Origin of the sequence: Paraburkholderia kirstenboschensis, from assembly GCF_032806925.1 — a bacterium.
In the GTDB taxonomy this organism is placed as follows: Bacteria; Pseudomonadota; Gammaproteobacteria; order Burkholderiales; family Burkholderiaceae; genus Paraburkholderia; species Paraburkholderia kirstenboschensis.
In genome coordinates this window covers 3,983,477-4,003,035 of sequence record NZ_CP136513.1, presented here as the reverse complement: position 1 = coordinate 4,003,035, position 19,559 = coordinate 3,983,477, and the positions used below count along the sequence as shown (strand labels likewise).

Sequence of the window (19,559 nt, the reverse complement as noted above, 5' to 3'; positions counted from 1 at the left end):
GGAGTCAGCCGGCCTTCCTCGTGTTAGCGAAGAGAGTTGCATCGTGCCATCTCCGGATCGCCTCGTCCGACACAACTGGAGCGATGCTTTCCTTCCACTCTTGTGCTGCCTTCATATACACAGCTTGGCGACGCGGAATGTCGTCAAGCATTTGCTGAGCAGTTTCGCCGATGCTCGCAAAACGCTCCTCCGTGCGCGCAGCTTCGAGCGCGGCCTCGTTGTTCGCGCGCGCGCGATCCCAGGACTCTTGGGTGCAAAATCCATTGATCATTGTGAACTCAATGTGATGCCGCGCTAGAAGCGTCTTGGACAAGGCGACAAGGCTGCCGCTGGGGGTATCTTTCAACCATGCCAAAAAAGCTTCGCCAGGATCTTTGTCGAAGCGAAACTCTTTATCTCCGATCAGCTCGGCGATGCCGGTGTAGATCAGGAAACCCGCTTGGTTCTGAACCTCTTTCGGCTGGGTTTCGAACCACGCCGACATCGCCTGAAGGGGAGTTTGATTTTGCATTTTTTTTCGTATGAGGTAGAGAGAGTCGGCAATAAACCGTAAACCGCGGTTTCGCGCAAGAGGTGGTTCGCTCGACCCGGCTTACGCTACGCGCGATCCACAAAGCGGTGGCTGCGACCTAGTGTTACATTTCGCCGTTGGTCGTTCGACCGTGCGTCACGTCTCACTGGACGAGGCATGCGACGTCAACGGACTTCCATCGTGCGGCATCTCATCGCCGTGCCCTAGACGCTGCCACGTCCCAGCCCTTCCGAATTTGGTCGTTTCCATGTCCGAGATAATCGTGCTTCCGCCGAACCGTGCAATCGTCTTGCGTAACAAGACTTGCGCTTATTGTGGGCTTCCCTTCGGGCCGAATCTCCCAGAAACCAAGGAGCATGTGATCGGTCGACGCTTTGTTCCGCTCGGATCGTTGGCTAATCAATGGAACCTGATTCTGTATGCCTGTGAAGGCTGTAATGGTGACAAATCTGACTTGGAGGACGACATCTCTGCCATTTCTATGATGCCGGACGAGCTGGGGCAATACGCAATCGACGATCCACGCATCAAAGCTGAAGTGGCTCGAAAGGCCGCCAAGTCGAAAAGTCGCAGGACGGGCAAGGCGGTCGCCGACAGTCGCGAAAAGTTTGAGCTTAATGGCGCATGGGGGCCGGCGACCTTCACTTTCACACTCACGGCGCCCGCTCAGATTGATGAGATGCGTTTATATCGACTGGCACACTATCATTTCCGAGGCTTCTTCTACTGGACCTCCTACGAGCGCGAATCAAACCGCGGCGGCTTTGTTCCCGGCGGATTTTTCCCGCTTGCGGCCGCCCGTCGCTCTGATTGGGGAGCGCCGCACCTTCGCTGGTTCAAGGACATCGTGCGTAATTGGGATGTCTGTGTGCATGCAATCGGGGCTGATAAGTTCTTCAAGCTGCTGGTGTACCGCCATCCCGAGAAAGCGGCAGTCTGGTCTTGGGCACTAGAGTGGAACCAGTCGATACGCGTCATCGGCTTCGCGGGCGACGAGAAAATGATCGCCAGCCTTGTTGCGAGCGCACCCAATAAGCAAATGCATCTTCTTCACGAGACTGAGAAGGAAAGGTTCGCGTACAAGGTCAACTCGCCGCTTGCGCAAATCGTAGACGACCTTTTTACCATCGTTACAGAAATCGAGACCGACGAGGCTGCTGTTCCGCGGGCCAGGTAGGGTCCAGTCCATCATCAGGCGATCGACGTAAAAAGGCCCGCGCGGATCTTTCCGGCGGGCAGTGACCTTGCTGTCTCGGCGATCTTATCTACGGCGGAGGCAATTAAGAGCGGGGTCGACCGCACGAAAAAAGGCTGCCTCGGCCGGAACTCGGTGTAGGGCTCGGGCCGGGCGCTAAACAGCTGCGTGGATTAAGTCTTCTCTAACGTCCACGAATTGCGCCAGCAGTCTTTGCCACCAGCGAACGTGCGCTAGGTCATTGGTCGGGTAACCTTCGGCCCGCATTTGCTCGTTATGGCACATGCAATCAAGCACACGGAGAACAGGAGGCTCGTTAGCCTCGATTTCGAGCCGCCGCGATTCGGCAAGTCTGAGCGCATCGTCGGACGGATCGCACAACATGCTTCGCTCAAGATCATGGAAGCTGCGCGCAAAGTCGTGGTGCGCCCGCGCACGCTGAGATGAACCGAATACAAGATTGACTGACGAGAAGGCAGTTACAGCGGCCGACGCGAGTAAGGCCAGGGCGTGATAGTCCTTGTCAAGCACCCCGTAAATTGCGGCAGACCCGAATACCAATGCCGACACATTGCTGAGTTGGTCCATTCGGTCAAAGAAGGCGCGGCGGCGTTGATGGTATCGGATGGACCGGCGGATGCCAAACAATAGTCCGTCCCATTTCCGCTCACGCTCTTTTTGATCCATTACTTTCTCTTCCTTTCCGGGTCGGGTGGCGCAAGCGTGTCTTTAACGATCGGCCGATGTGATTCTTGGCTTATGTCGCCGTGAATGATCTTGCTGCGCTCTCCTTTGTCACGAAAAGGGCTCGAATCGTTCGCGGTTCTTCTTCGTGCTGGCGTTGATGGTTTGCTTTTATTATCGGTCATCTTTTTATCGTTTACAAATGAAAGCCACTTTACTTAGTCAGCTTTGGGGTTGAGCTACTTTTGATCGACCGTCAATAAACCGTAAACAGGAGACAAAAGCAAGTGTGAGGGATAGGCAAGTTCCAAACTTTCCCGGCTAGTCACATTCCGTCGACGAGCATGCAAAACCACCGGCAGCTTGCTACTGAGGTTTGTGTTTGAGATGCCGTCGGCGACTGCGGCCCGCCGAAAACCATGCAGTCCCGCCAACGTCGGCGTCACGCGCGCTTGGCGAGCTTTTAACAAATTAACATGTTGATTAACAAATCAAACGAATTCAAACGACCCTTAAATCCTTTGCTGGCGGGGCTTTTCGGGCTCTTTGAATTCGCCTTGTTTGATTAACAAAAGTTCAAAAGGGGATTTTTTCTCTGCGTGAGTGAACGGTCGGTTTCCCGTCATGCGGAACGCTAGAGTTTGGATGCCCCCACCCCCTCGACGCCGCTGCGGCGCGCCGGGCGGGGCTGTGACGGCCTGCCGTGCTGCTCTTGGTGCACCTCGAACCCATCGCAAGCCAGCCCGCTACAGCGCGCCTGCTGCTGATCGGCCCTTCGCTTCGCTCGCCGTCTTCACCTTATGGCAGTCATCGCACAGCAGGTTGAGATTGCTGTCGTCGTTGCTGCCGCCTTGCTCGATCGGCACGTGGTGGTCTACCTGATCACGCCACGGCAACCACACGCAGCCGCAACCTTGGCACTTGAATGCTGATCGACGGCAACGCGCTGACGCGTCTCGACCCATGTGCGGCCGCGCACGCGCGGCGTTGTGCCTGCCTTTGCTTCGAGTACCGACAAGGGGCTTGTGTTCGCTGCCTGCACTCGCGGCTTTAATGTCGCGAGCCTGCGGGTCATCGCACAGTGACTCGACTTGCGACGTAAGCCGCGAGGCAATCTTCCGCATCATTGACGTCAAGATCAGTTCGCATTCGACTCAAATGCATAAACAAAGGGTTTACGTTTATTTGAAATCAGCCGCGTCGCTGCCATTTTGATCTCCCTCATTCGGGGACTAAACTTTACAATTGAAAGGAAATAAAAATGGCAGAAATCGGGGAAGTCTTCAAACCCGGCGATAAGGTTCCCAATTCCGGCATTTACATCGTTACTCATGACACGGAACACGCAAAGAACCACGAAGTCACCTGCGTGTACGGCAAGAAGTTCCCGCCGTGCAAAGGGTGTGGTAACCACCCCCGCTTCAAGCTGAAGTACAAGGCGCTGCACATCGAAAGCAACGACAACTTCAGCTAGTCGTCTGCCGCTATCTGGACTAAGGCGCATTGGATTTGCAAATGAAAAGCCCGCGCGGCGGGAACCGTGCGGGTTTTCCTTGGGCGCACCGGCCGCCCAATGCCGTCTGGATACGATGTCGCTCTGGCAATCAAAAAGAGAGTAATTGCTTACCGCCCGCGTTTCTTCATCACCACCGGCTTGACGCGGGTCTGACGAACAACTTCAAATCGTTGGAATGCTGGCCGAGCCTTGATGACGGTCACGGATTGCTCGACATCACCAACGAGTTTCGAAATATCGTTTGCCGTCAGGTTGCACCGGGAGCCGATGATCACCTCCCGCAGTTGGATGAAGTCACCAAATTCTTCATAGTAGTTTCCATCAGAATGCCGATTGGCCAGTTCTTTGAATACCCTCCACTCTCGCTCGTATTCCCATTCGTCAAACTTTGTCGTCATTGCGAGCTCGACCAGCCCCGCAGTCACATGCACGCCCCCTTGAGCATCGTCAAGCCTATGCTTCAGCCGTTGCGGCTCATACTTAACCTCGGCAGCTTCCCTCACGTCAAATCCTAGGCAAAGTCCTTTATGCTTGTCGCCATAGTGCGCCCACATAACCGGGCTGCGCCAGTTGTCCGAGAAGCAAATCACGCCAAAGCGCTCGGCAACCGCGCTCCTTAACGCATTGTAGAAGCGACGAGCGGACCGCTCTCCGAGATGCGCGCTCACCAGTTCAAACGGGTCATTGAGATCATCGAACCGTGAAAACTTTAGATGCTTGTGGGCAAGGTTAGACGATCCCCACCGCTCGCTTGTCATGTAATACAGGCGCATTTATTCTCTCCGGGGTAGGTGGTGGTCGAGGAAGTCCGCTAACAAGATGTCGCCAACCGAGAAATTCATATGCTCGTAGACTTAGATGAGTTGGTTGCCGAGTGCCCCGATCCTCGCTCAAGAAAATATATCCGCGAGTCGGTGCAGTGTTACAAGGCAGGCGCATATCGGTCGGCTGTAGTCGCCTGCTGGATAGCAGTCGCCTTCGACCTAGTGGACAAAATCCGCGAGGTTGCAGCGTCTGGCGATTCTATGGCGCAGGAAACTATAGCCAAATTTGATCGCGCGCGGCGGGAAGACGATGTCCGAGTAGCATTGGCGTTTGAGAAGGACTTGTTGACTCTCGCGCGCGACAAGTTCGAATTCATTTCTCCGATTGAGTACATCGACTTGCAACGACTCGCCGATGACCGGAACAGATGCGCACATCCATCGCAGGTATCGGACACCGAAGTCTTTGAGGCATCTGCCGAACTCGCGCGATTGCATATCGTTAACGCAACACGTTATGTGCTGTCTCAGCCCGCAGCGCAAGGGAAGTTGGCACTGGACCGACTCAAAACCGAGTTAGATGCCAATTTCTTTCCGGCCAAACGGAGCGATATGGTCGTATTTCTTCGTGCCGGACCGTTAGCGAAACCTCGCGAGTCCCTTCTGCGGAACTACCTTGGCATTCTGCTGAAGCTTTTACTGAAGGAGCATGGCGCCAGCTTCGATAGACGAGTCCGAGCAACGGACGCGCTCTTTGCCGTTGCCGATCTGCATCCTGAGCCTTGGAAGCGTCTCATACGCGAGCTGCTGCGGAGCCTGATACCGACGCTTCAGGATGATGCAGGGCTTGCGAAGGCCGTGAATTTTTTCGGCGCTAAACGTGGTGCCGAACTGTGGTCATACATTGAAGCGCCTGATCGCCTTCGCTTAACGACGTTCGTGGAAAACTTCCCGACCGAACATTTGGAAGACATCGATGACCTCGTCAAGCAAGAAACCTTGCCGTTATATCGCGCGGCATTGTCACGATTGAGACGCGCCTCGGCAGATGAGCTCTTTTCGCCGATGTGGTTTGATACGCCGTCCCCCGTGATAGACCGCTTGCTAGTTCACTACCAGTCGGTCCGCAGTTTGGCAGAAGCCAACGAATTCGGCAGAAAACTGAGATACCCTCTAATGGATTCGGGGGAGCCGCAAAAACATCTCCCTCAGCTGTTGCATGCAGCGGGAAAGAACGAGCAAGTGCGACGTAGCAACCAATTTCCTGTTCTCCTCAAAGAGTTCGTCCAACAGAATCAAGTCGACCCCGAACTCGTAAGGCAGATGCTTCGCGATGCCGGCCTCGAGGAACTCATAGAACAGCTTTGAGGCGGGTGATCTAACCTTGGCGGCAGTCCGGTCATCTTAACGCGGTGGGGGCGCGCAGCGGTGTTCGCCACTTCCTCGCTATCTCTTGCGCCGACTGTAGAATCGTTGCGCCGGAAGGGCCGGCACACAAAAGGAGAAAACGAATGTCAAACGGCGGACCAGCTTTCCCGGTTCCTGAAGTTCTACTGCAGAACGGACAGGTTCGGCCTACAGGCGCTGCGGGTATGACCTTGCGGGACTACTTCGCTGCGGCCGCACTTCCCGCCATCATCGGGCGAGTTCCGGGTGGCACGCGCCCAACGGGGCCGGGTAGAACCATTCAAGACGAAGTAGCCGACGCAGCCTACGCGCAAGCAGATGCGATGATTGCAGCGAGAGACAAGTAAACGAGAAAAGCCCGCGCGGCGCTAACCGTGCGGGACTTTTTTGGGCTAGATCGAGAGCGGCCTTTGTTCGATTTAGAGTCGGTTACGTCCCGCTCGCAGATGCTCCGCTTGCGGAACCGGCGGTCGCTGCGGCTTCCCTGTATAGGGCCGCGATATAATCCGCGATCGCATCGGTGCGCATATTCAGCAGATAGGTGTCGGGTGTTCGACAGTCTGCGCCAAGGTGCGCGAGATCCGGGCTTGGAATCGCATTCCCTTGCGATCCGCCGAAGGACACGCCGAACGGAATCCCTCCGATCGTGTTGAGGTTTGAATGATTCTTCGCCGCGGCGATGGCAGAGATAAGACCGAATGCAGCGCCCGTGCCGTTCGGCGCATCGCAAGTCTGGATAGGCAGAACTGCATACACTAACTTTCCGCTAACTGAAGCGCGCTGAGTGAACACAGCCAGGTCTTGCGCGAATTGGCTGATCGCTGCCGCCTGAGTAGGGTCTGTTGCGGGCGTCACCATGTCGTCGAGCTGGAAGTTGACGATCAAGTAGCCGCTCGGATCTGTCTTGAACTGATCCGGCGTCGGCGGAAGGCCGTTATTTTCTCCCATCACGATCTGGTGCAACGTTGTACCGTCCATCACTTGCGCCGCGACGTCTGCCGGCACACCGCGCGCTGTTAGCGCATCTTGCAGTGTCTGCACGGTCGCGGCCGCATCGCTCGATGGCGTCGCCGCGTTGGCTACGACCTGGGCGTGAGAAACCGCAGCGCTCTTCGTGAAGGGTTGACCATAAAGCGACAGCTTCATTGTCTTCACGGCAGGCGGAGAGCTTCCGCCGTCTCCGCCGCCACCGCATGCGGCAAGCGCAAACACCGCGAAAGCCATTACTGAGATTACTCTAAGCATCATTGCCCCCGTTGTAAGTCGTTGAAATTGTTTCCTACAGCCGAAGTTTAAAGGTACTTTGGGCTGGAATAGAAGCCCGTCGATCCGGGGCGCGCGACAACAGCGCTGCAACGGGTGGGGGCGCAGTAAAGGCGCGGCCCGCCGCAGCGCTTTGGCCCAGCCTTACGCAATGCCGGTCATATCAAGAACCATGAACCGGTATCTGGTTGCATCGGCGAAGCCGACGAAAGTCCCGCTGTTATTGCCGATGTACTGGTGAAATTCCCAACTTATCGCGCCGCCGTTTGCGCCGAACGCAGACAGGATGAACGGACTTGTGTTGAGAAAGAAATGTGCGGCAAGAGCGCCCCCGAAGGCAACCGGTACGCCGTACGACTTGGATTGCGTATTTGGTCCCGGGATCGAATTGCCGACAGCCTGCCATCCGGACCCTGGCTGATACTGCCCCTCGATCACGTCGATAATCCGCGCGAACGGAACCGCCGCGTCAGCTATCAAAGTCCCCGCCGCATCGAACACCTGGAGACCGAACCTGCTACTGGTTACCGGCACTTGGTCGAAGATGTAAAGTCGGATAGTCGCTTGGCTGACCGAGACGAACTCTGCAGTGAAGGTATTGCCGCTTCTTGAGAATTTCCACGGGGTGACCATCACGCCGCCATCAGCCCTGAATGCAAAGAACGGGCTGCTTGCATTGAACGTGAACTTCGTATGCCAGAACGTCGCGTAAAACTGCGTGTTCACGTTGTTGAAAACGGTGGGGATGCTCTCCTGTTGCGTCACCTGAACCAGCGAGGCAGTTAACTGGTAGTTCGGCGTCATTCCGTCGATCTGTACAACGCCCGTATCGGTGAAGGCCTGAAAACCGGCGGTCATCAGTAGCACCCCCAAAAGAGGTTGCCGGTAATCGGGTAGACGTAGCTCTGCGAGGGCGGAGACGTGTATGTCCACACGACGCCCGTCGACGAAATGGTAACCAAGGGCACTGGCGAATTGCCGTTGATATGTGCGAAAAGGAAGTCAGGTTGGAACGACCAGAACGGCGTACCGTCCGACAGATCCATATCGATGTGCCCTGGGTTTCCATCCAGGTAATGACTGCCCTTGATGCGACCCAATCGATGCGTGCCGTCAAGTACCAGGTTCCCTGACGCGTCCCATATTTGAAGCCCTGCGGGCATAATCTTTCTCCTACGTATTCGAATAGAGGCGCGCATCACATGCGGTCGACGCGCGCTGCCGATGATGACGGCCCGGGGTGCCCGTTACGTCGAGGCGACGCCGGTAATGCGTTCTGCGTATACCTCCAGCGCGTCAGGCACGGTCACATTGGGCTCGATGCTGAACAGCATGGATTCGCTGAAGTCTTGGAAGCCAGCGGCCGCCAGATCGCGGCAAAGATTGGCCATCTCCTTCTGCGCCGCGGCCATCTGAAGCGCTACCTTGGCAACCTTCTCTGTGGTGCGGCGAACGTCGTCTAGCTTCATCCTCTTGGCGGTTATCCGTTGCTGGAGGACCACCATCGTTTCGTGGTGCGGCGTAACTCCTCGCTGAAGAGTCTCCAGATCGGCCTTCGTCTTGGCATGGTCTGCGCGCAGCTTTTCAAACTCTGCCGCGACTGAGTTGTCGACAGATTCACCGTTCAGCACCTGCAGAGCCAGATCCCGGGGTGTCGCCGCATGCTGAACCGTGGCGTGACCAGCGGCGAGGGCTGTGCGCTGCGCGCCGTCCAGTTGGTTCAGTTCATGGATCCGGGCGCGCATCTTGTTGGCGGTGTCGAACGCCTTTTTGTACTCAGGTGAAAGTTCGTAAATCGTTTGCATGGTCTCTTTCCTTTGCTGCGTTGAAATTGGCATATGGGCAACAGATGCCACGTTAGTACTACTCAGGGCTATATCTAGCTATATTCCTTCGGCTCTACTGCATGTTTAGCTGGCGCCGGGGCGTGCCAGGAGGGATGCGGCCACGTAGATCAGCGTTACGCGGCCGCCCTCGGTCAGTTCGTTGGCGCCGTCCCGCAACTCGTCAATCAGGGCTTGGGCAAGTACCGCATCGTTGCTCGGGACTCTGTACCGGCGAAAGCGGGCCGCCACGTTGTCCAACAGCTTCAATTCCTGCTCAATGTTCATCGGTTAAACCTCCAAGTACGTTTCTCGACGGCTTCTCGCGCCGCCGCGCCGGCGATCGCCTCCGTCAATCGTTGGTTAAAGTGGTGCAGATTGGGTAACAGGTCAGCGAGTGGACCTCGTATCGCTCGCGCCAGAACGTCGTCGCGATGCATGTCCGGCCATTGCTCCATGGCGGCCAGCTTCTCAATAGTCTCAACGAGTTCGGCACGGAACCGGTGAACGTCGTCGGCGTTCAAGTACGGCGCCCAGGGCCAGAATTCGCCACTGCCGCGCAGGTAGGCCAAAACCTCGGCTTTATGGGCCGCGATCTCAGGCTTGATCTCGGCGACGCTCTGAGACGGCCCGGCAATTTTGACGATCTCTCCCTCGACGCGGAGACGCACGCCGAGCGACCGGGCTTTAGCCAAAATGTGCTCGACGGTCATACCGCGTCCTCCGATTCTCCGGGCGCGACACCGGCGGAATTTCCCGAAGGAGTCACTCTCTCTGCAATGTCCCCTTCGGAAGAAACCGGAAAATCGACTGCCCGCAAACCCTTGCCAGAGCCGAAGGGGACACGCACCCCCGAAGGGGACACGGTATAGAGAGCGGTAATCTTCGTGTCTTCTTCGCCGCGTGTCTCCTTCGGCAGCCCCCATTCCCAACCTTCCTTCATGCCGATTTTGCGTTTCTCGACACCCAGCTTTGAAGCTGCGCGTTGCAGCATCTTCCAGTTGAACCCGGCACCGTCGGCGTCTGCTTTGAGCTCGCGTGCACGCTTCGGTCCATCCGATAGCAGGCTGGCGAGAAAGTCCTGCGCTTCGTCCTGGCCGGCTCGCTCCTCGTCATCTTGTTGCTCGACGTCTCCAAGGATCTCGCGAGCCGTGCCCTCGATCATGTCGCCCCACACGACCCGGCTGGCTTGGATGCCATCGGCGTCGGCCAGCTCCAGCGTGTAGCTCACGCCGCCGTCGTCCGGCGCAATGTTGGACTTGGCGCGCGCGAGAATGCGCCGCTCCGCAGCTTCGTCCTTCCCGGCAACCAGCACCATGCGGGCGAGCGCGACGAACGCCTGAGAGCCGATCACTCGCTCAGCCGGTGAACTGCCTTTGGTGCCTTTAGCAAAGTGGCTGATACCCAACACTGCACACCGATAGGCCGCCGCCATATCAACCAACGCTTGCAGGTTCCGGCGCACGTCGTTGACACGGTGAGCATCGCCGGATACCGCCGACACGATGGGGTCGACGATCAGCATTGCCGCGCCACCCATTTCCGATAGACGCTCGGCCAGCAGCGGAATATCGTTGGATGGATCGAACGGCTGTATCTCGCCGTTGGCGTCGGTGCTGCCCGTGACAATGTGAATCCGATCCATGTCCGCGCCGGCAGCCATCAGGCGCGGGACGATCGTATCGGCCGGGTTGTCCTCGCCCGACCAGACCAGCACGTCGCCGGTGCGATTGCATGCGGTTCCGTCCGGCCACTTGCCGCCACGCGACACGGTAGCGGACAAGGCAAGCGCAAGCGTGGTCTTGCCGGTGCCCGGGGAGCCCGCCAGTAGCGTCAATTTGCCTTCAGGTAGCCAGTCCGGCCAAAGCCAGCGGATAGCCTCCGGGACGATGTCGCTCGCGCGGGTGAGCAGGGCAGTCGGCCGCGCCGCGGGCAGTGGCTTTGCGACACCTCCCGGCGCCGTGGCAGCATCAATGCAGTTGCGCAGCTCAGCCAGCCCGTCGAGCGCGGCGAGGTCGTTAAAGTCCGTCGCGCCGCGCGGTCGAGCGGGGCCAAAGTCGGGCACTGCGACCATGCCACCTATCGCACGCGCCGCCTCGGTCGCTTTCACCATGCCCGGGTTGCCGTCGGTTTCGGAGTCGTCGTCCGCGCAGACAACCAGCCGCGCATTCGGCAGACTGGCCCGCAGTGCCTTGGCGACGGCCAGCAGATTGCCGGCGTCGAACGCCACTGCGACCGGCAGGCCCGTCGCTTCGTGCAGACTCGCGCCGGTCGCGTATCCCTCCACGATCAGGATCCGGTCGTCGCCGCGCTTGCGGCCGAACAGGTAGCAGCAGCCCGTCTTCTCCGCACCCGTGAGAAAGCGCTTCGTCCCGTCGGCACCGATGAACTGCAAATTAACCAGCGCCTTTGCAGCGTTGCGGATCGGCACGATAAGCGTGTGCTTATCCTTGAACTCCTTCAGGCCGTAGGGCTTGATGCGCTTTTTCTGGCAGTAAGGATTGGCCGTCGTCGCGTCCAGCGCGCGCTCCCAGATCGCCAGCGCCTTTGACGCCGCGCGGCTTTGCATGCGCTTGCGCTCGTCATCGGCCGCCTTGCGCACCTCGGCGAGCCGCGCGCGCCAAGCCTCACGCTCAGCTGGCGATAAGGTCGATTCGGCCTTACTGCTCCACGTCGATTGATAACCAGTCTTCCAGTCGCCGAACGCGCCGCCGCCGAGCCCGTCACCGTGCAGGACATACCAGGCGTTTTTCTTGCCGCGCTTGTCCTCAGGTCCGTCGAAGCGGTGAATCTTGCCGTCTGCGATGATTTCCGGGGCCGCGAAGCCGGCCGCGCGCAACGCGTCTGCGAAATGGCTTTCGATATTGATGACATCGCTCATGCGTTACCTCGTGAGGACTGCGTAGCGGTTGAGGTACGACGAGGTTTGATGGGCGCTTTTGTGGGGCTGCCAATAGGCTCGCCGTCGTCGTCAGTCCTCTGAATGGTCCAACCCGGTTCGCCCTCGTATAGGCTCCGGTCGCTAATCTCGGCGTAGGCTTCTGCCAAGGTACGACAGGGCGGGAAATAAAGAAGGCCGCACGGCGCAATGATCACGTATCCCCTGAATGACACAGGTTCGCGGCGAGCGATTGGAGTGTGATGGGCTGCGTTAGCCATGGTTGCGGCCCTCCATCGGATGGGCCAGCACGGCCAGCGCCAGCAGGGCATCGGCCAACAGATCAATTGCAGCGTTGGGCGTCGATGCCAGAGAGGCGTCCTGCAGCGCGCGATTAACGAATGCGGTGAGGTTTTGCGGGAGAGATGCGGGCGTGTCGCCCGCGGTCGTTACGGCTTGTCCAGCTCGATGGTTGCTCCGATCGAGCGCATCCTCGCAAGTACCCGATCGATCGTTTCCGCGTCCAGTTCGAGGCGCGCCATTGCGAAGAACAAGAGATGCGGACTGATCTCGCGCGGCGTCTCGCCGCCCGTGTACTTGCGCCATTGACGGCCGCCCTGCACGCCGAACAGTTCCGCCATTTGAGCGCTGCTCAGTTTCAGCTCCTGCTTCAGCTTCTCCAAGTCGCTTGGAGTCGGTGGTGTATATCGCATTGGGCGTGGGGCGGCCGAACACCGCCCGGAATGGGTGCTTCATGATGGAAATCCTCTCGGCTGTGATGGGTCGCGCAATCACGCAACCGCTGAGGACTATATTAGGACCAACGGTCCTATCCGTCAAGCTGCCCGGTATGTCAATTCGAACATCGCGCGTACTGTGCGCTGCCACACGGAGAGCGCGCGGCCTATCTTCTGAGATGCGGAGCATCAGTTGGCCCCCTTCGGATCGATCGCACGCGCGGCCAGCATCAGACCCTGGACGATCTCCGGGACCTGATCGGGGCGAAGCGACACGCCGGCGCGGCCAGGCTTGAACTCGCCGGATTCGGTTGAGTACCAGACGCGCAGATCGACGAGCGTGCGGCCGCGATACTCGCTGATAGTGATGCGCAGACGTTCAGAGTCGCTTTTCCGAAGGTCGATAAACGCTGTGCCCGCTGTCGAGGAGGTGTTAGCATGCGCGCTTGCTTTGGAATTTTTCTGGCTGGCCTGCGGGTCGGCCTTTTTTTCGTCCGTCATTTATGCGGCCTCCGGCATCAGGCATTTGCGGAGTTCGCCGACGTTCCAGCGGGTGTGTGCGGAGAATTTGCGCGGCGCCGGCAGTTCCTTGCGGCGCACGCGCAACCACACAGTGGGCGGTTTGCAGCCGAACAGTGCGGCCACAACATTGACATCGACGTGCGCCGCGTTCGGCAGGCTGTCGAAGTTTTTGAGGTCTTGCGGTGTCGTCACGATTCACTCCAGTTGATCCCCGGTGATTGCGGGGTTGGAGTGATTAAATAGAACGGGCGATCATCGGGCGAGCCATCGCCGACGGCCCATTTGAGTGCCGACGAAAGACCGTTAGCGCTTTCATGCCATCAGAAAGCAATGTCCATCTTCTGCCGGCATGAAAAGCTAGCTAATTTTATGCCTTGACCCAGACTTGGCGATTGAGAGTCGAGATGACTTCGAGACTAATAATCGCGCGAGCCTTTGGTGCGATCGTGCGCCGAATCCTAGGCTCAACCTCTCGCATCTTTGCGTCACGCAACGCTTCGTCCGGAAAAAGCACATAGCCCAACGCGCTCAAATTGAAAGCGCCGCCGTGCGATCGCGCCCACATCGTTAGATCGAGATATGGCAGCAGACGATCTTCATGCCAGTCTGCAAAGTGCGATGCATCAAACTCTTTCGGTATTTGTGGGATGCCCGCATCCTTCCGAATCCGCTTCAACCACCGTTTGAATTCCTTGACCAGGAATTCGTCGGTAGCCCCCAGATTCACCTCGATTCCGAACTTCTCAGCCGGGGCGTCGGCCTCGCGGTGAATTCTCCACGCCGGTGTGTTGGAAAGCTCGGCAAACGCCCTTTCGCCTTCCTGCTCGGGCTGGATCGCCTCGAAGTCCATCATGCCCGCGCGATGTATGGCGCGAAGTGCCAAGGTGGACGGCTTGTCGTACCAGCCGCTATGCAGATTGAAAAGGCCTTCATAGTAGTCCGCTCCCGTCAGGTCCCTTATAGGCTTGCTAAGCGTGTCAGCCGGGAATGGGCGAAGCTCTCCCTCGACGACAGGCAGCGGCCTTTCCATGAAGCCCAGCACGTTCCCTCGCACGATTTCGAGCAAGTCGGGGTTGTCTTCGTCTTCTGCGAGTTCTTCTGGGGTCAAGTATGACCAGGCTTCAAACGGATAGCGCAGCGACAGCGCTCGCCACCATTCTGGAGCGCCCCAGTTGGCGCAGCCCGCATACCGCTCCAATTGGAAACTGGCCGGTATGTCGGACACTCCAAATTCAAGTTTCTTCATTGCCTGCCCTACAGCAAAGCCCTGTTGAGGAGCCGCGCCGACCGGATAGGGCATCCGGTATTCGCTCCGTCGAGCTAGGCGCGGCAAACCGTTACGCCGTCTGTTTGAATGGCACTACATTCCATTTCTCGCCCGCCTGGCATGTCGCAATGAAGCGGGCCCATAGCTCGAGCGCGTGCCGCCGCTCGTCGTAATACGTGTGCTGGTCGTAGATTCCTTCCACGCCCTTGAGCTTGTGGTTCAGGCACATTTCCGTGATGTCACGCGCTATGCCAAGCTTTCGCATGTGGCTTTTCATCGTGCTGCGCAAGTCATGCGGAGTGAAGCGCCGGATCTTCGGCTTATGGTTGTCGATCCAGAAGTCGATCGCCTCGCGAAGTGCGTCCTTAGACACGTTGGCGTCGCCGTCGAGTCTCTCGAAGCGCGTACGCAACCGCGCCGGCAGCACATAGCCAGACCTCCCCGCAAGTTCGTCAAGCTGCCGAAACCAGTCGACGACGCTCGGCGCCAGCGGGATGTCCATCTCCTGCCCCGTCTTGCTATTCGGAATATGCCAGCGCGCATCGTCGAGAAAGACGTGTTCGCGCCGCGCCGTGAGCAGCTCCGATATGCGCACGCCGGTCGCGAGCAGCACGCGCACAGACAGCAGGTTCTCGGTATTCATCTTCGCATTCATCAGCAAGCCAATCTCGGCATCAGTCAGCATAAGGCGCCTTCGCACCTCGGGCCGCTTGCCGATGATCGCCTCAAGCTGGATGCCGGCGCACGGGCTGGCGACGATGACCTTCTTTCCGGCCGCATGCTTGAAGATGCCGCGCAGCACGCACCAAAGCGTGAATGCCTCAACCCATCCCAGTTCGTGCCGCTCGATCTCGGCAACGACATCGGCGGGACCGACCGACTGAACCGACATTGCGCCCATACCGTTTTCAATCCGCGTGAGGTTGCGGCCGTAGCTACGCTGCGTGCTGTCGGCAAGCGTAACGAGTACCTTGTCCCGGTAGTCGTTGATGAGCTGGCGAACCGTCCAGTCTTTACGTGCCTTGACCTTGCGTACCTCGTCGGCAGGGTTGACGCCATCGATGATTGCGACACGGCGTTTAGATGCCGCGATCCGCGCCGCTGCAAGTGTCATGTCGGGGTAACGACCGAGCGTCACCTCTTGTCGACGGCCGCCGAGCCGATACCGCAAAACCCACGTTGCAGCGCCAGCAGCGGAAAGCGTGAAGGTAAGGCCGCCTCCATCCGATTTAGCGACGGCCGCGCCGCCGCGCACCCACTTTCGAAGCTGGATGTCGGTCAGCAGATTCGATTCGATTTTCGCCACGGTCCCGTACTCCGGAGCAGTAAATTTCTAGCTACCCGTCTAGCTACCCATTTCGGGTGCGCTTGCATTATACGGGGATCACCGCAGATCACTTTCGAATTCCCCGATGCACCGCAGGACGGGCGTTTCAAAGGGGCCAGGTTAACTGCAGATAACTAGGGATTACCCTAAAACAAGACAATACGATATTGTTTTGATGTAGCGTTCACGGAAGATCATGCTAGTTCACTAGCATCCCGACAGGCCTTATTGTGCAATGGTTTGAAGAAAAATAGTCCAACCCGAGGCCGTCGCAAATCACCCAAGCCCATACAAAATCGGTAGCTAAATTGGTAGCTACAGCGAGGGCACGGATGGCACGAAGCGATCGACTTTTTGATCGCCAACCACAATCCGAAGATTCGCAGGTTCACGCCCCCACGATCTGCGCTCGACGATGAAGTCCAACATGCGCAGACTCGGTGTACCGCGTGACGTCTCTGAAATGTGTCTGAATCACACGCTGGCGGGCGTCGAGGCAATCTACGATCAACACACTTACTACGACGAGCGACGCAGCGCGCTCGAGTTGTGGGCCAACTTCATCACCTGCTGTATGGCCGGCGAAGAATGGAATGTGACCTCTTTCAAAAAAGCCACGTGATGCCGGCTGCGCCGAGGCAGTTGCTCGGCCCGCACGGCTTCGCAGGCGGCTGCATCTCATAGTTCAACCCGTCGGACGTTCTACCTCCAGAAAAGCCGTGCGGCATCGTTTGGAACCGTTCAACAGTTCAGTTGAGCGGTGAGTTGAAGAATCCGAGGGAGCACACGATCTATCTGAACGAGTTCGCGAACCAGTAGGCGGCCGTCCTTCTCGGACTCGGCGGCGATCAAGCGTGGTCGTTTCGGGTTGCCTGCCAAGCGGCGCCAGTCTACTCGAAGTTCACTGCGCACCAGATCTACGGCCGCAGGGCGCGGCAAACGGTAAGCCGCTCAAGCATCGCAGCCAGCATATCGACGCGCTCACCTTACCAGGTGGACGCTGGACACCGCACGATCTGCGCCGCACGGGCGCCACCCTCATGGGTGAACTCGGCGTGCATAGCGATGTGATCGAAAAGTGCCTGAACCATCTTGAACAGAACAAGATCAAACGCACGTATCAGCGTTCAATCCGCCAGCAAGAACAGGCAGACACTTGGCGCGTACTCGGTGCGCGCCTGCAACTCCTGGTAGATAGCCCGTCCAACGTCGTGCCGCTGCGGCCGGACACTGCGCTATCTGTGGCGGGGCCAGTGCGCAATGTCGGCCCTCAGCCTGTGTCAGAACGACGAGCCGTCCGCTTTGTAATTGGTGTCGTACGGACCAGCCGGCAGTCCCTGTCCGCGCGAATTCACCGACATGAAATTCGCCTGGCGCGCCAACGGGATGTAATTAGGCCTCGCTTTCTCGAGCGCTGCCGTGATCGCTGCGGCGAGCAGCATGGCGAGCGGATTGCCTCCGCTCGATGCCTGTGGCGAATACACGAGCCGCTGATGATGTGCCAACAGCGTCTCGCCTGCTTGCCGAGCGGATCGAGGCTCACATCGGTGACAAAAGTCCGTCCATATCGCGTTTCATTCGAAAAGCGGCCGATCGCAAATTTGCGCTTGACGATCTTCTCGTCCGATTGGGCGGCGGGTCGAAGCGGCTGCGCAATGGCAACTGGACCGCAGCCTCTTGCACCTGAGGCGTGGGCGACACGGTCGCGCACGCAGACAGCGCCAAGACTATCCCCGTGACGCCAAAGGTCCTTTTCATTGTTAATATCCCCGATCTACCTTTGGTTAGACTACTGCATTCTTCTGATAGCCGCCGCAGCAATCTTCTCAGCCCAGCCGGCTCGCCAGCGCAACGTTGTGCGCGCGGATCATGCCTGGCAGTAGAAAGAGCCCGACCAGGCCCAGCACGACGAAGCCGATGCCCGCGAGCGTCAGCGCGCCGCCGATCAGCGTCAACAATACTTGCATGATCGCAGTGCCGATGCGACCGGCGTAGAAGCGATGCGCACCGAGCGATCCGAGAAAGAACCACAGTAGAAGCGCCACCAGCATGCTTTTCTTTTGGGCGTCGTACATCATCATCTGACGGGACACTTCGCTCATTTCTTTGTCTCCTCTGTTGTCGTTCTTGACGTTCGATGCCGCGTCCTAGCGGTAACGCGCGACGAGTGCCTGGAAGCGCACATCCGATCGCAACGCGGCGAACTCGGGCGTCGCATCAAGCTCGTCGATATTTTTGAAGCCGTGCTGGAAGGCGTCTCTCAACCGATCGATTGCGAGATCCTGATCGCCTTGCCGCGCGGCGAGAACGGCGTGGGCGAATTCGGGTGAAGTCGACGTTGATGTTGCGACATTCGGCGCGGCGTCCGTCGTCGCCGCCACGTCGATCACGTTGGCGCTCTGCGCGGCTGGCGCAGGTCGTTGCGGTGCGCTCGACGCCGGCGGCACCGCGATCGCAGGTGGAGGCGCGGGCACGGTTGGCACCGCGCCCGTTACAGCCACCTGCGTGGGTACGGCGTCGAGCACGCGCCGGTAATAGATCTTCCCGAGCAGCGGCGCGTTCAGATGCACGCGGTCCGCGCCATCGAAATAGAACGACAGCCCCACGCCGTACGGCATTTCGAGCACAGCCTCGCCGCTCTTCTTCGTGATCCCGCTCAGCGCGATGGTCCCGTCGGTGCCAGGAACGCGGATTGCCTGTTCGCTGATCACGATGTCGGGTCCGACCGGCAACTGGGCGCTGAACACGGTCGCACGCTCTGCCTTCCAGTGTCCGACGATCGATGGCCCTTCTTGCTCCGAGCATGCCGCCAGCAGCGTGCCGCACATCATGCCCGTGACGATCGCGCGCGATTTCATGTCGCCGACGAACGGTACTTCTTGACCAGCGCCACAAACCGCGGATCCTGACGGATGCCATCGAGATCCGGATCCTGCGCCATGGCGTCGAAGTACTGGAAGCCGTTCAGGAAGCTCGCCTCGAACTGCGTCAGCGCGTCGTCGGTACGCGACTGCTTGAGCCGCAGCACGCCCAGGTTGTAATACACGAGCGACTGTTTCGGGTCGCGCGCCTTCGCATCGTCGAGTTGCTTCTCGGCATCGTCTAGCTTGCCCTGAGCCATGTCGGCGATCGCCACCTTGATCATTTCCTTGGCGGCCGCCTGGTTGCTGGCGGTCGCCGCGCCAGCTGGGTCGCCGCTGGTGAGTTTCTGATCGCCCGCCTGCCGGTCAGCCGCAATGGCCTCCGACGACGGCGCGATGCCGCCGGCGATCGCGGCGGGTATGCTCGCCGACGGCGGCGTTGCCGCAGCCGGGGTCAGGGCCGCGCCTGGCGACGCGGGCGCGCCCGTGGCCGCCATGTGTTGCGCCGATACAGCCGACGCCTGCGCGTCCGCGCGATGCGCGTGCTTGTAATAGAACGCAGAGCCGCCGCCGATCACCAGAACCACCGCGCCAACGATCCCGGCGAGAATCGCGGGCTTCGTCTTTCCGCCGGTCACGTTGGCCGGAACCTGCAGATCGAGCGGCGTCTTGCAGTCCGGGCAATGCAGATCCTCACCGGGTCCGCGGTCGAACAGTTCGCCGGTGTTCGCGCGCTCGCAATCGCCCAGCGTCGGGCATTTGTACATGGCCATGCTTGTCTTC

The 19,559-nt window shown here is 58.9% G+C and carries 22 protein-coding genes and 1 pseudogene; 4 read left to right on the top strand and 19 right to left on the bottom strand.

Annotated features, from left to right (window positions below):
* Positions 1 to 4: 4 nt before the first annotated feature.
* Positions 5 to 511 (bottom strand): hypothetical protein, encoded by a 507-nt coding sequence (locus RW095_RS40610; protein WP_317021178.1) that lies wholly within the window; start codon positions 509 to 511, stop codon positions 5 to 7.
* Positions 512 to 779: 268 nt separating this feature from the next.
* Here RW095_RS40610 and RW095_RS40605 point away from each other — a divergent pair, with 268 nt between their 5' ends.
* Positions 780 to 1,709 carry an HNH endonuclease gene (locus RW095_RS40605; RefSeq protein ID WP_317021177.1) on the top strand — a complete coding sequence of 310 codons (930 nt, stop codon included), beginning with the start codon at positions 780 to 782 and terminating at the stop codon, positions 1,707 to 1,709.
* Positions 1,710 to 1,883: 174 nt separating this feature from the next.
* On the opposite strand, the gene RW095_RS40600 is transcribed toward RW095_RS40605, so the two are convergent.
* Together RW095_RS40600 and RW095_RS40595 are read right to left on the bottom strand one after the other, a co-directional pair.
* Positions 1,884 to 2,414 carry a hypothetical protein gene (locus RW095_RS40600; RefSeq protein WP_317021176.1) on the bottom strand — a complete coding sequence of 177 codons (531 nt, stop codon included), beginning with the start codon at positions 2,412 to 2,414 and terminating at the stop codon, positions 1,884 to 1,886.
* Positions 2,415 to 3,157: 743 nt separating this feature from the next.
* Complete coding sequence (locus RW095_RS40595; protein WP_394365183.1) at positions 3,158 to 3,376, bottom strand: HNH endonuclease signature motif containing protein; 219 nt, start codon at positions 3,374 to 3,376, stop codon at positions 3,158 to 3,160.
* A gap of 296 nt (positions 3,377 to 3,672) precedes the next feature.
* On the opposite strand from RW095_RS40595, the gene RW095_RS40590 reads away from it, so the two are divergent.
* On the top strand, positions 3,673 to 3,885 hold the full coding sequence (locus RW095_RS40590) for a YjzC family protein (RefSeq protein WP_317021174.1): 213 nt from the start codon (positions 3,673 to 3,675) through the stop codon (positions 3,883 to 3,885).
* Positions 3,886 to 4,034: 149 nt separating this feature from the next.
* Here RW095_RS40590 and RW095_RS40585 read toward each other — a convergent pair whose 3' ends face one another.
* Positions 4,035 to 4,700, bottom strand: a complete 666-nt coding sequence (locus RW095_RS40585; protein WP_317021173.1) for a DUF2971 domain-containing protein — start codon at positions 4,698 to 4,700, stop codon at positions 4,035 to 4,037.
* 69 nt (positions 4,701 to 4,769) lie between these two features.
* On the opposite strand from RW095_RS40585, the gene RW095_RS40580 reads away from it, so the two are divergent.
* Positions 4,770 to 6,059: a hypothetical protein gene (locus RW095_RS40580; RefSeq protein WP_317021172.1), complete on the top strand. Its 1,290-nt coding sequence runs from the start codon at positions 4,770 to 4,772 to the stop codon at positions 6,057 to 6,059.
* Positions 6,060 to 6,527: 468 nt separating this feature from the next.
* Here RW095_RS40580 and RW095_RS40575 read toward each other — a convergent pair whose 3' ends face one another.
* The 11 genes from RW095_RS40575 to RW095_RS40525 all read right to left on the bottom strand — a co-directional run bounded on the left by RW095_RS40575 (position 6,528) and on the right by RW095_RS40525 (position 15,894).
* Positions 6,528 to 7,061, bottom strand: coding sequence for a hypothetical protein (locus RW095_RS40575; protein ID WP_317021171.1), 534 nt, complete (start codon positions 7,059 to 7,061; stop codon positions 6,528 to 6,530).
* 444 nt (positions 7,062 to 7,505) lie between these two features.
* A complete protein-coding gene (locus RW095_RS40570) occupies positions 7,506 to 8,219 on the bottom strand; it encodes a hypothetical protein (protein WP_317021170.1) in 714 nt (237 codons plus the stop codon).
* Between the two features lie 389 nt (positions 8,220 to 8,608).
* Positions 8,609 to 9,166, bottom strand: a complete 558-nt coding sequence (locus tag RW095_RS40565) for a hypothetical protein (protein WP_317021169.1) — start codon at positions 9,164 to 9,166, stop codon at positions 8,609 to 8,611.
* Positions 9,167 to 9,271: 105 nt separating this feature from the next.
* Positions 9,272 to 9,472 carry a hypothetical protein gene (locus RW095_RS40560; protein ID WP_317021168.1) on the bottom strand — a complete coding sequence of 67 codons (201 nt, stop codon included), beginning with the start codon at positions 9,470 to 9,472 and terminating at the stop codon, positions 9,272 to 9,274.
* Positions 9,469 to 9,897, bottom strand: a complete 429-nt coding sequence (locus RW095_RS40555; RefSeq protein WP_317021167.1) for a TubC N-terminal docking domain-related protein — start codon at positions 9,895 to 9,897, stop codon at positions 9,469 to 9,471. Before RW095_RS40555 ends, RW095_RS40560 begins: the two co-directional genes overlap by 4 nt.
* Complete coding sequence (locus RW095_RS40550; RefSeq protein ID WP_317021166.1) at positions 9,894 to 12,065, bottom strand: AAA family ATPase; 2,172 nt, start codon at positions 12,063 to 12,065, stop codon at positions 9,894 to 9,896. The genes RW095_RS40555 and RW095_RS40550 overlap by 4 nt, the downstream gene beginning before the upstream one ends.
* A gap of 446 nt (positions 12,066 to 12,511) precedes the next feature.
* Entirely contained in the window at positions 12,512 to 12,775 is a 264-nt protein-coding gene (locus RW095_RS40545; protein ID WP_317021165.1) for an XRE family transcriptional regulator, read from the bottom strand.
* A 213-nt stretch (positions 12,776 to 12,988) separates the two neighbouring features.
* Positions 12,989 to 13,300 carry a transcriptional coactivator p15/PC4 family protein gene (locus tag RW095_RS40540; RefSeq protein ID WP_317021164.1) on the bottom strand — a complete coding sequence of 104 codons (312 nt, stop codon included), beginning with the start codon at positions 13,298 to 13,300 and terminating at the stop codon, positions 12,989 to 12,991.
* Positions 13,301 to 13,513 (bottom strand): helix-turn-helix transcriptional regulator, encoded by a 213-nt coding sequence (locus RW095_RS40535; RefSeq protein ID WP_317021163.1) that lies wholly within the window; start codon positions 13,511 to 13,513, stop codon positions 13,301 to 13,303.
* A gap of 175 nt (positions 13,514 to 13,688) precedes the next feature.
* On the bottom strand, positions 13,689 to 14,621 hold the full coding sequence (locus tag RW095_RS40530) for a DUF6387 family protein (protein ID WP_317021162.1): 933 nt from the start codon (positions 14,619 to 14,621) through the stop codon (positions 13,689 to 13,691).
* 37 nt (positions 14,622 to 14,658) lie between these two features.
* Positions 14,659 to 15,894: a tyrosine-type recombinase/integrase gene (locus RW095_RS40525; RefSeq protein ID WP_317021161.1), complete on the bottom strand. Its 1,236-nt coding sequence runs from the start codon at positions 15,892 to 15,894 to the stop codon at positions 14,659 to 14,661.
* Between the two features lie 360 nt (positions 15,895 to 16,254).
* On the opposite strand from RW095_RS40525, the pseudogene RW095_RS40520 reads away from it, so the two are divergent.
* Positions 16,255 to 16,537 (top strand): annotated as a pseudogene (locus RW095_RS40520) (integrase); the annotation flags it as partial.
* 658 nt (positions 16,538 to 17,195) lie between these two features.
* On the opposite strand, the gene RW095_RS40515 reads toward RW095_RS40520, so the two are convergent.
* The 4 genes from RW095_RS40515 to RW095_RS40500 all read right to left on the bottom strand — a co-directional run bounded on the left by RW095_RS40515 (position 17,196) and on the right by RW095_RS40500 (position 19,549).
* Positions 17,196 to 17,420: a hypothetical protein gene (locus RW095_RS40515; protein WP_317021160.1), complete on the bottom strand. Its 225-nt coding sequence runs from the start codon at positions 17,418 to 17,420 to the stop codon at positions 17,196 to 17,198.
* Positions 17,421 to 17,741: 321 nt separating this feature from the next.
* Complete coding sequence (locus tag RW095_RS40510) at positions 17,742 to 18,017, bottom strand: TM2 domain-containing protein (RefSeq protein ID WP_317021159.1); 276 nt, start codon at positions 18,015 to 18,017, stop codon at positions 17,742 to 17,744.
* 45 nt (positions 18,018 to 18,062) lie between these two features.
* Positions 18,063 to 18,773 carry a TPR end-of-group domain-containing protein gene (locus RW095_RS40505; RefSeq protein ID WP_317021158.1) on the bottom strand — a complete coding sequence of 237 codons (711 nt, stop codon included), beginning with the start codon at positions 18,771 to 18,773 and terminating at the stop codon, positions 18,063 to 18,065.
* Positions 18,770 to 19,549, bottom strand: a complete 780-nt coding sequence (locus tag RW095_RS40500; RefSeq protein ID WP_317021157.1) for a tetratricopeptide repeat protein — start codon at positions 19,547 to 19,549, stop codon at positions 18,770 to 18,772. The genes RW095_RS40505 and RW095_RS40500 overlap by 4 nt, the downstream gene beginning before the upstream one ends.
* Positions 19,550 to 19,559 lie beyond the last annotated feature (10 nt).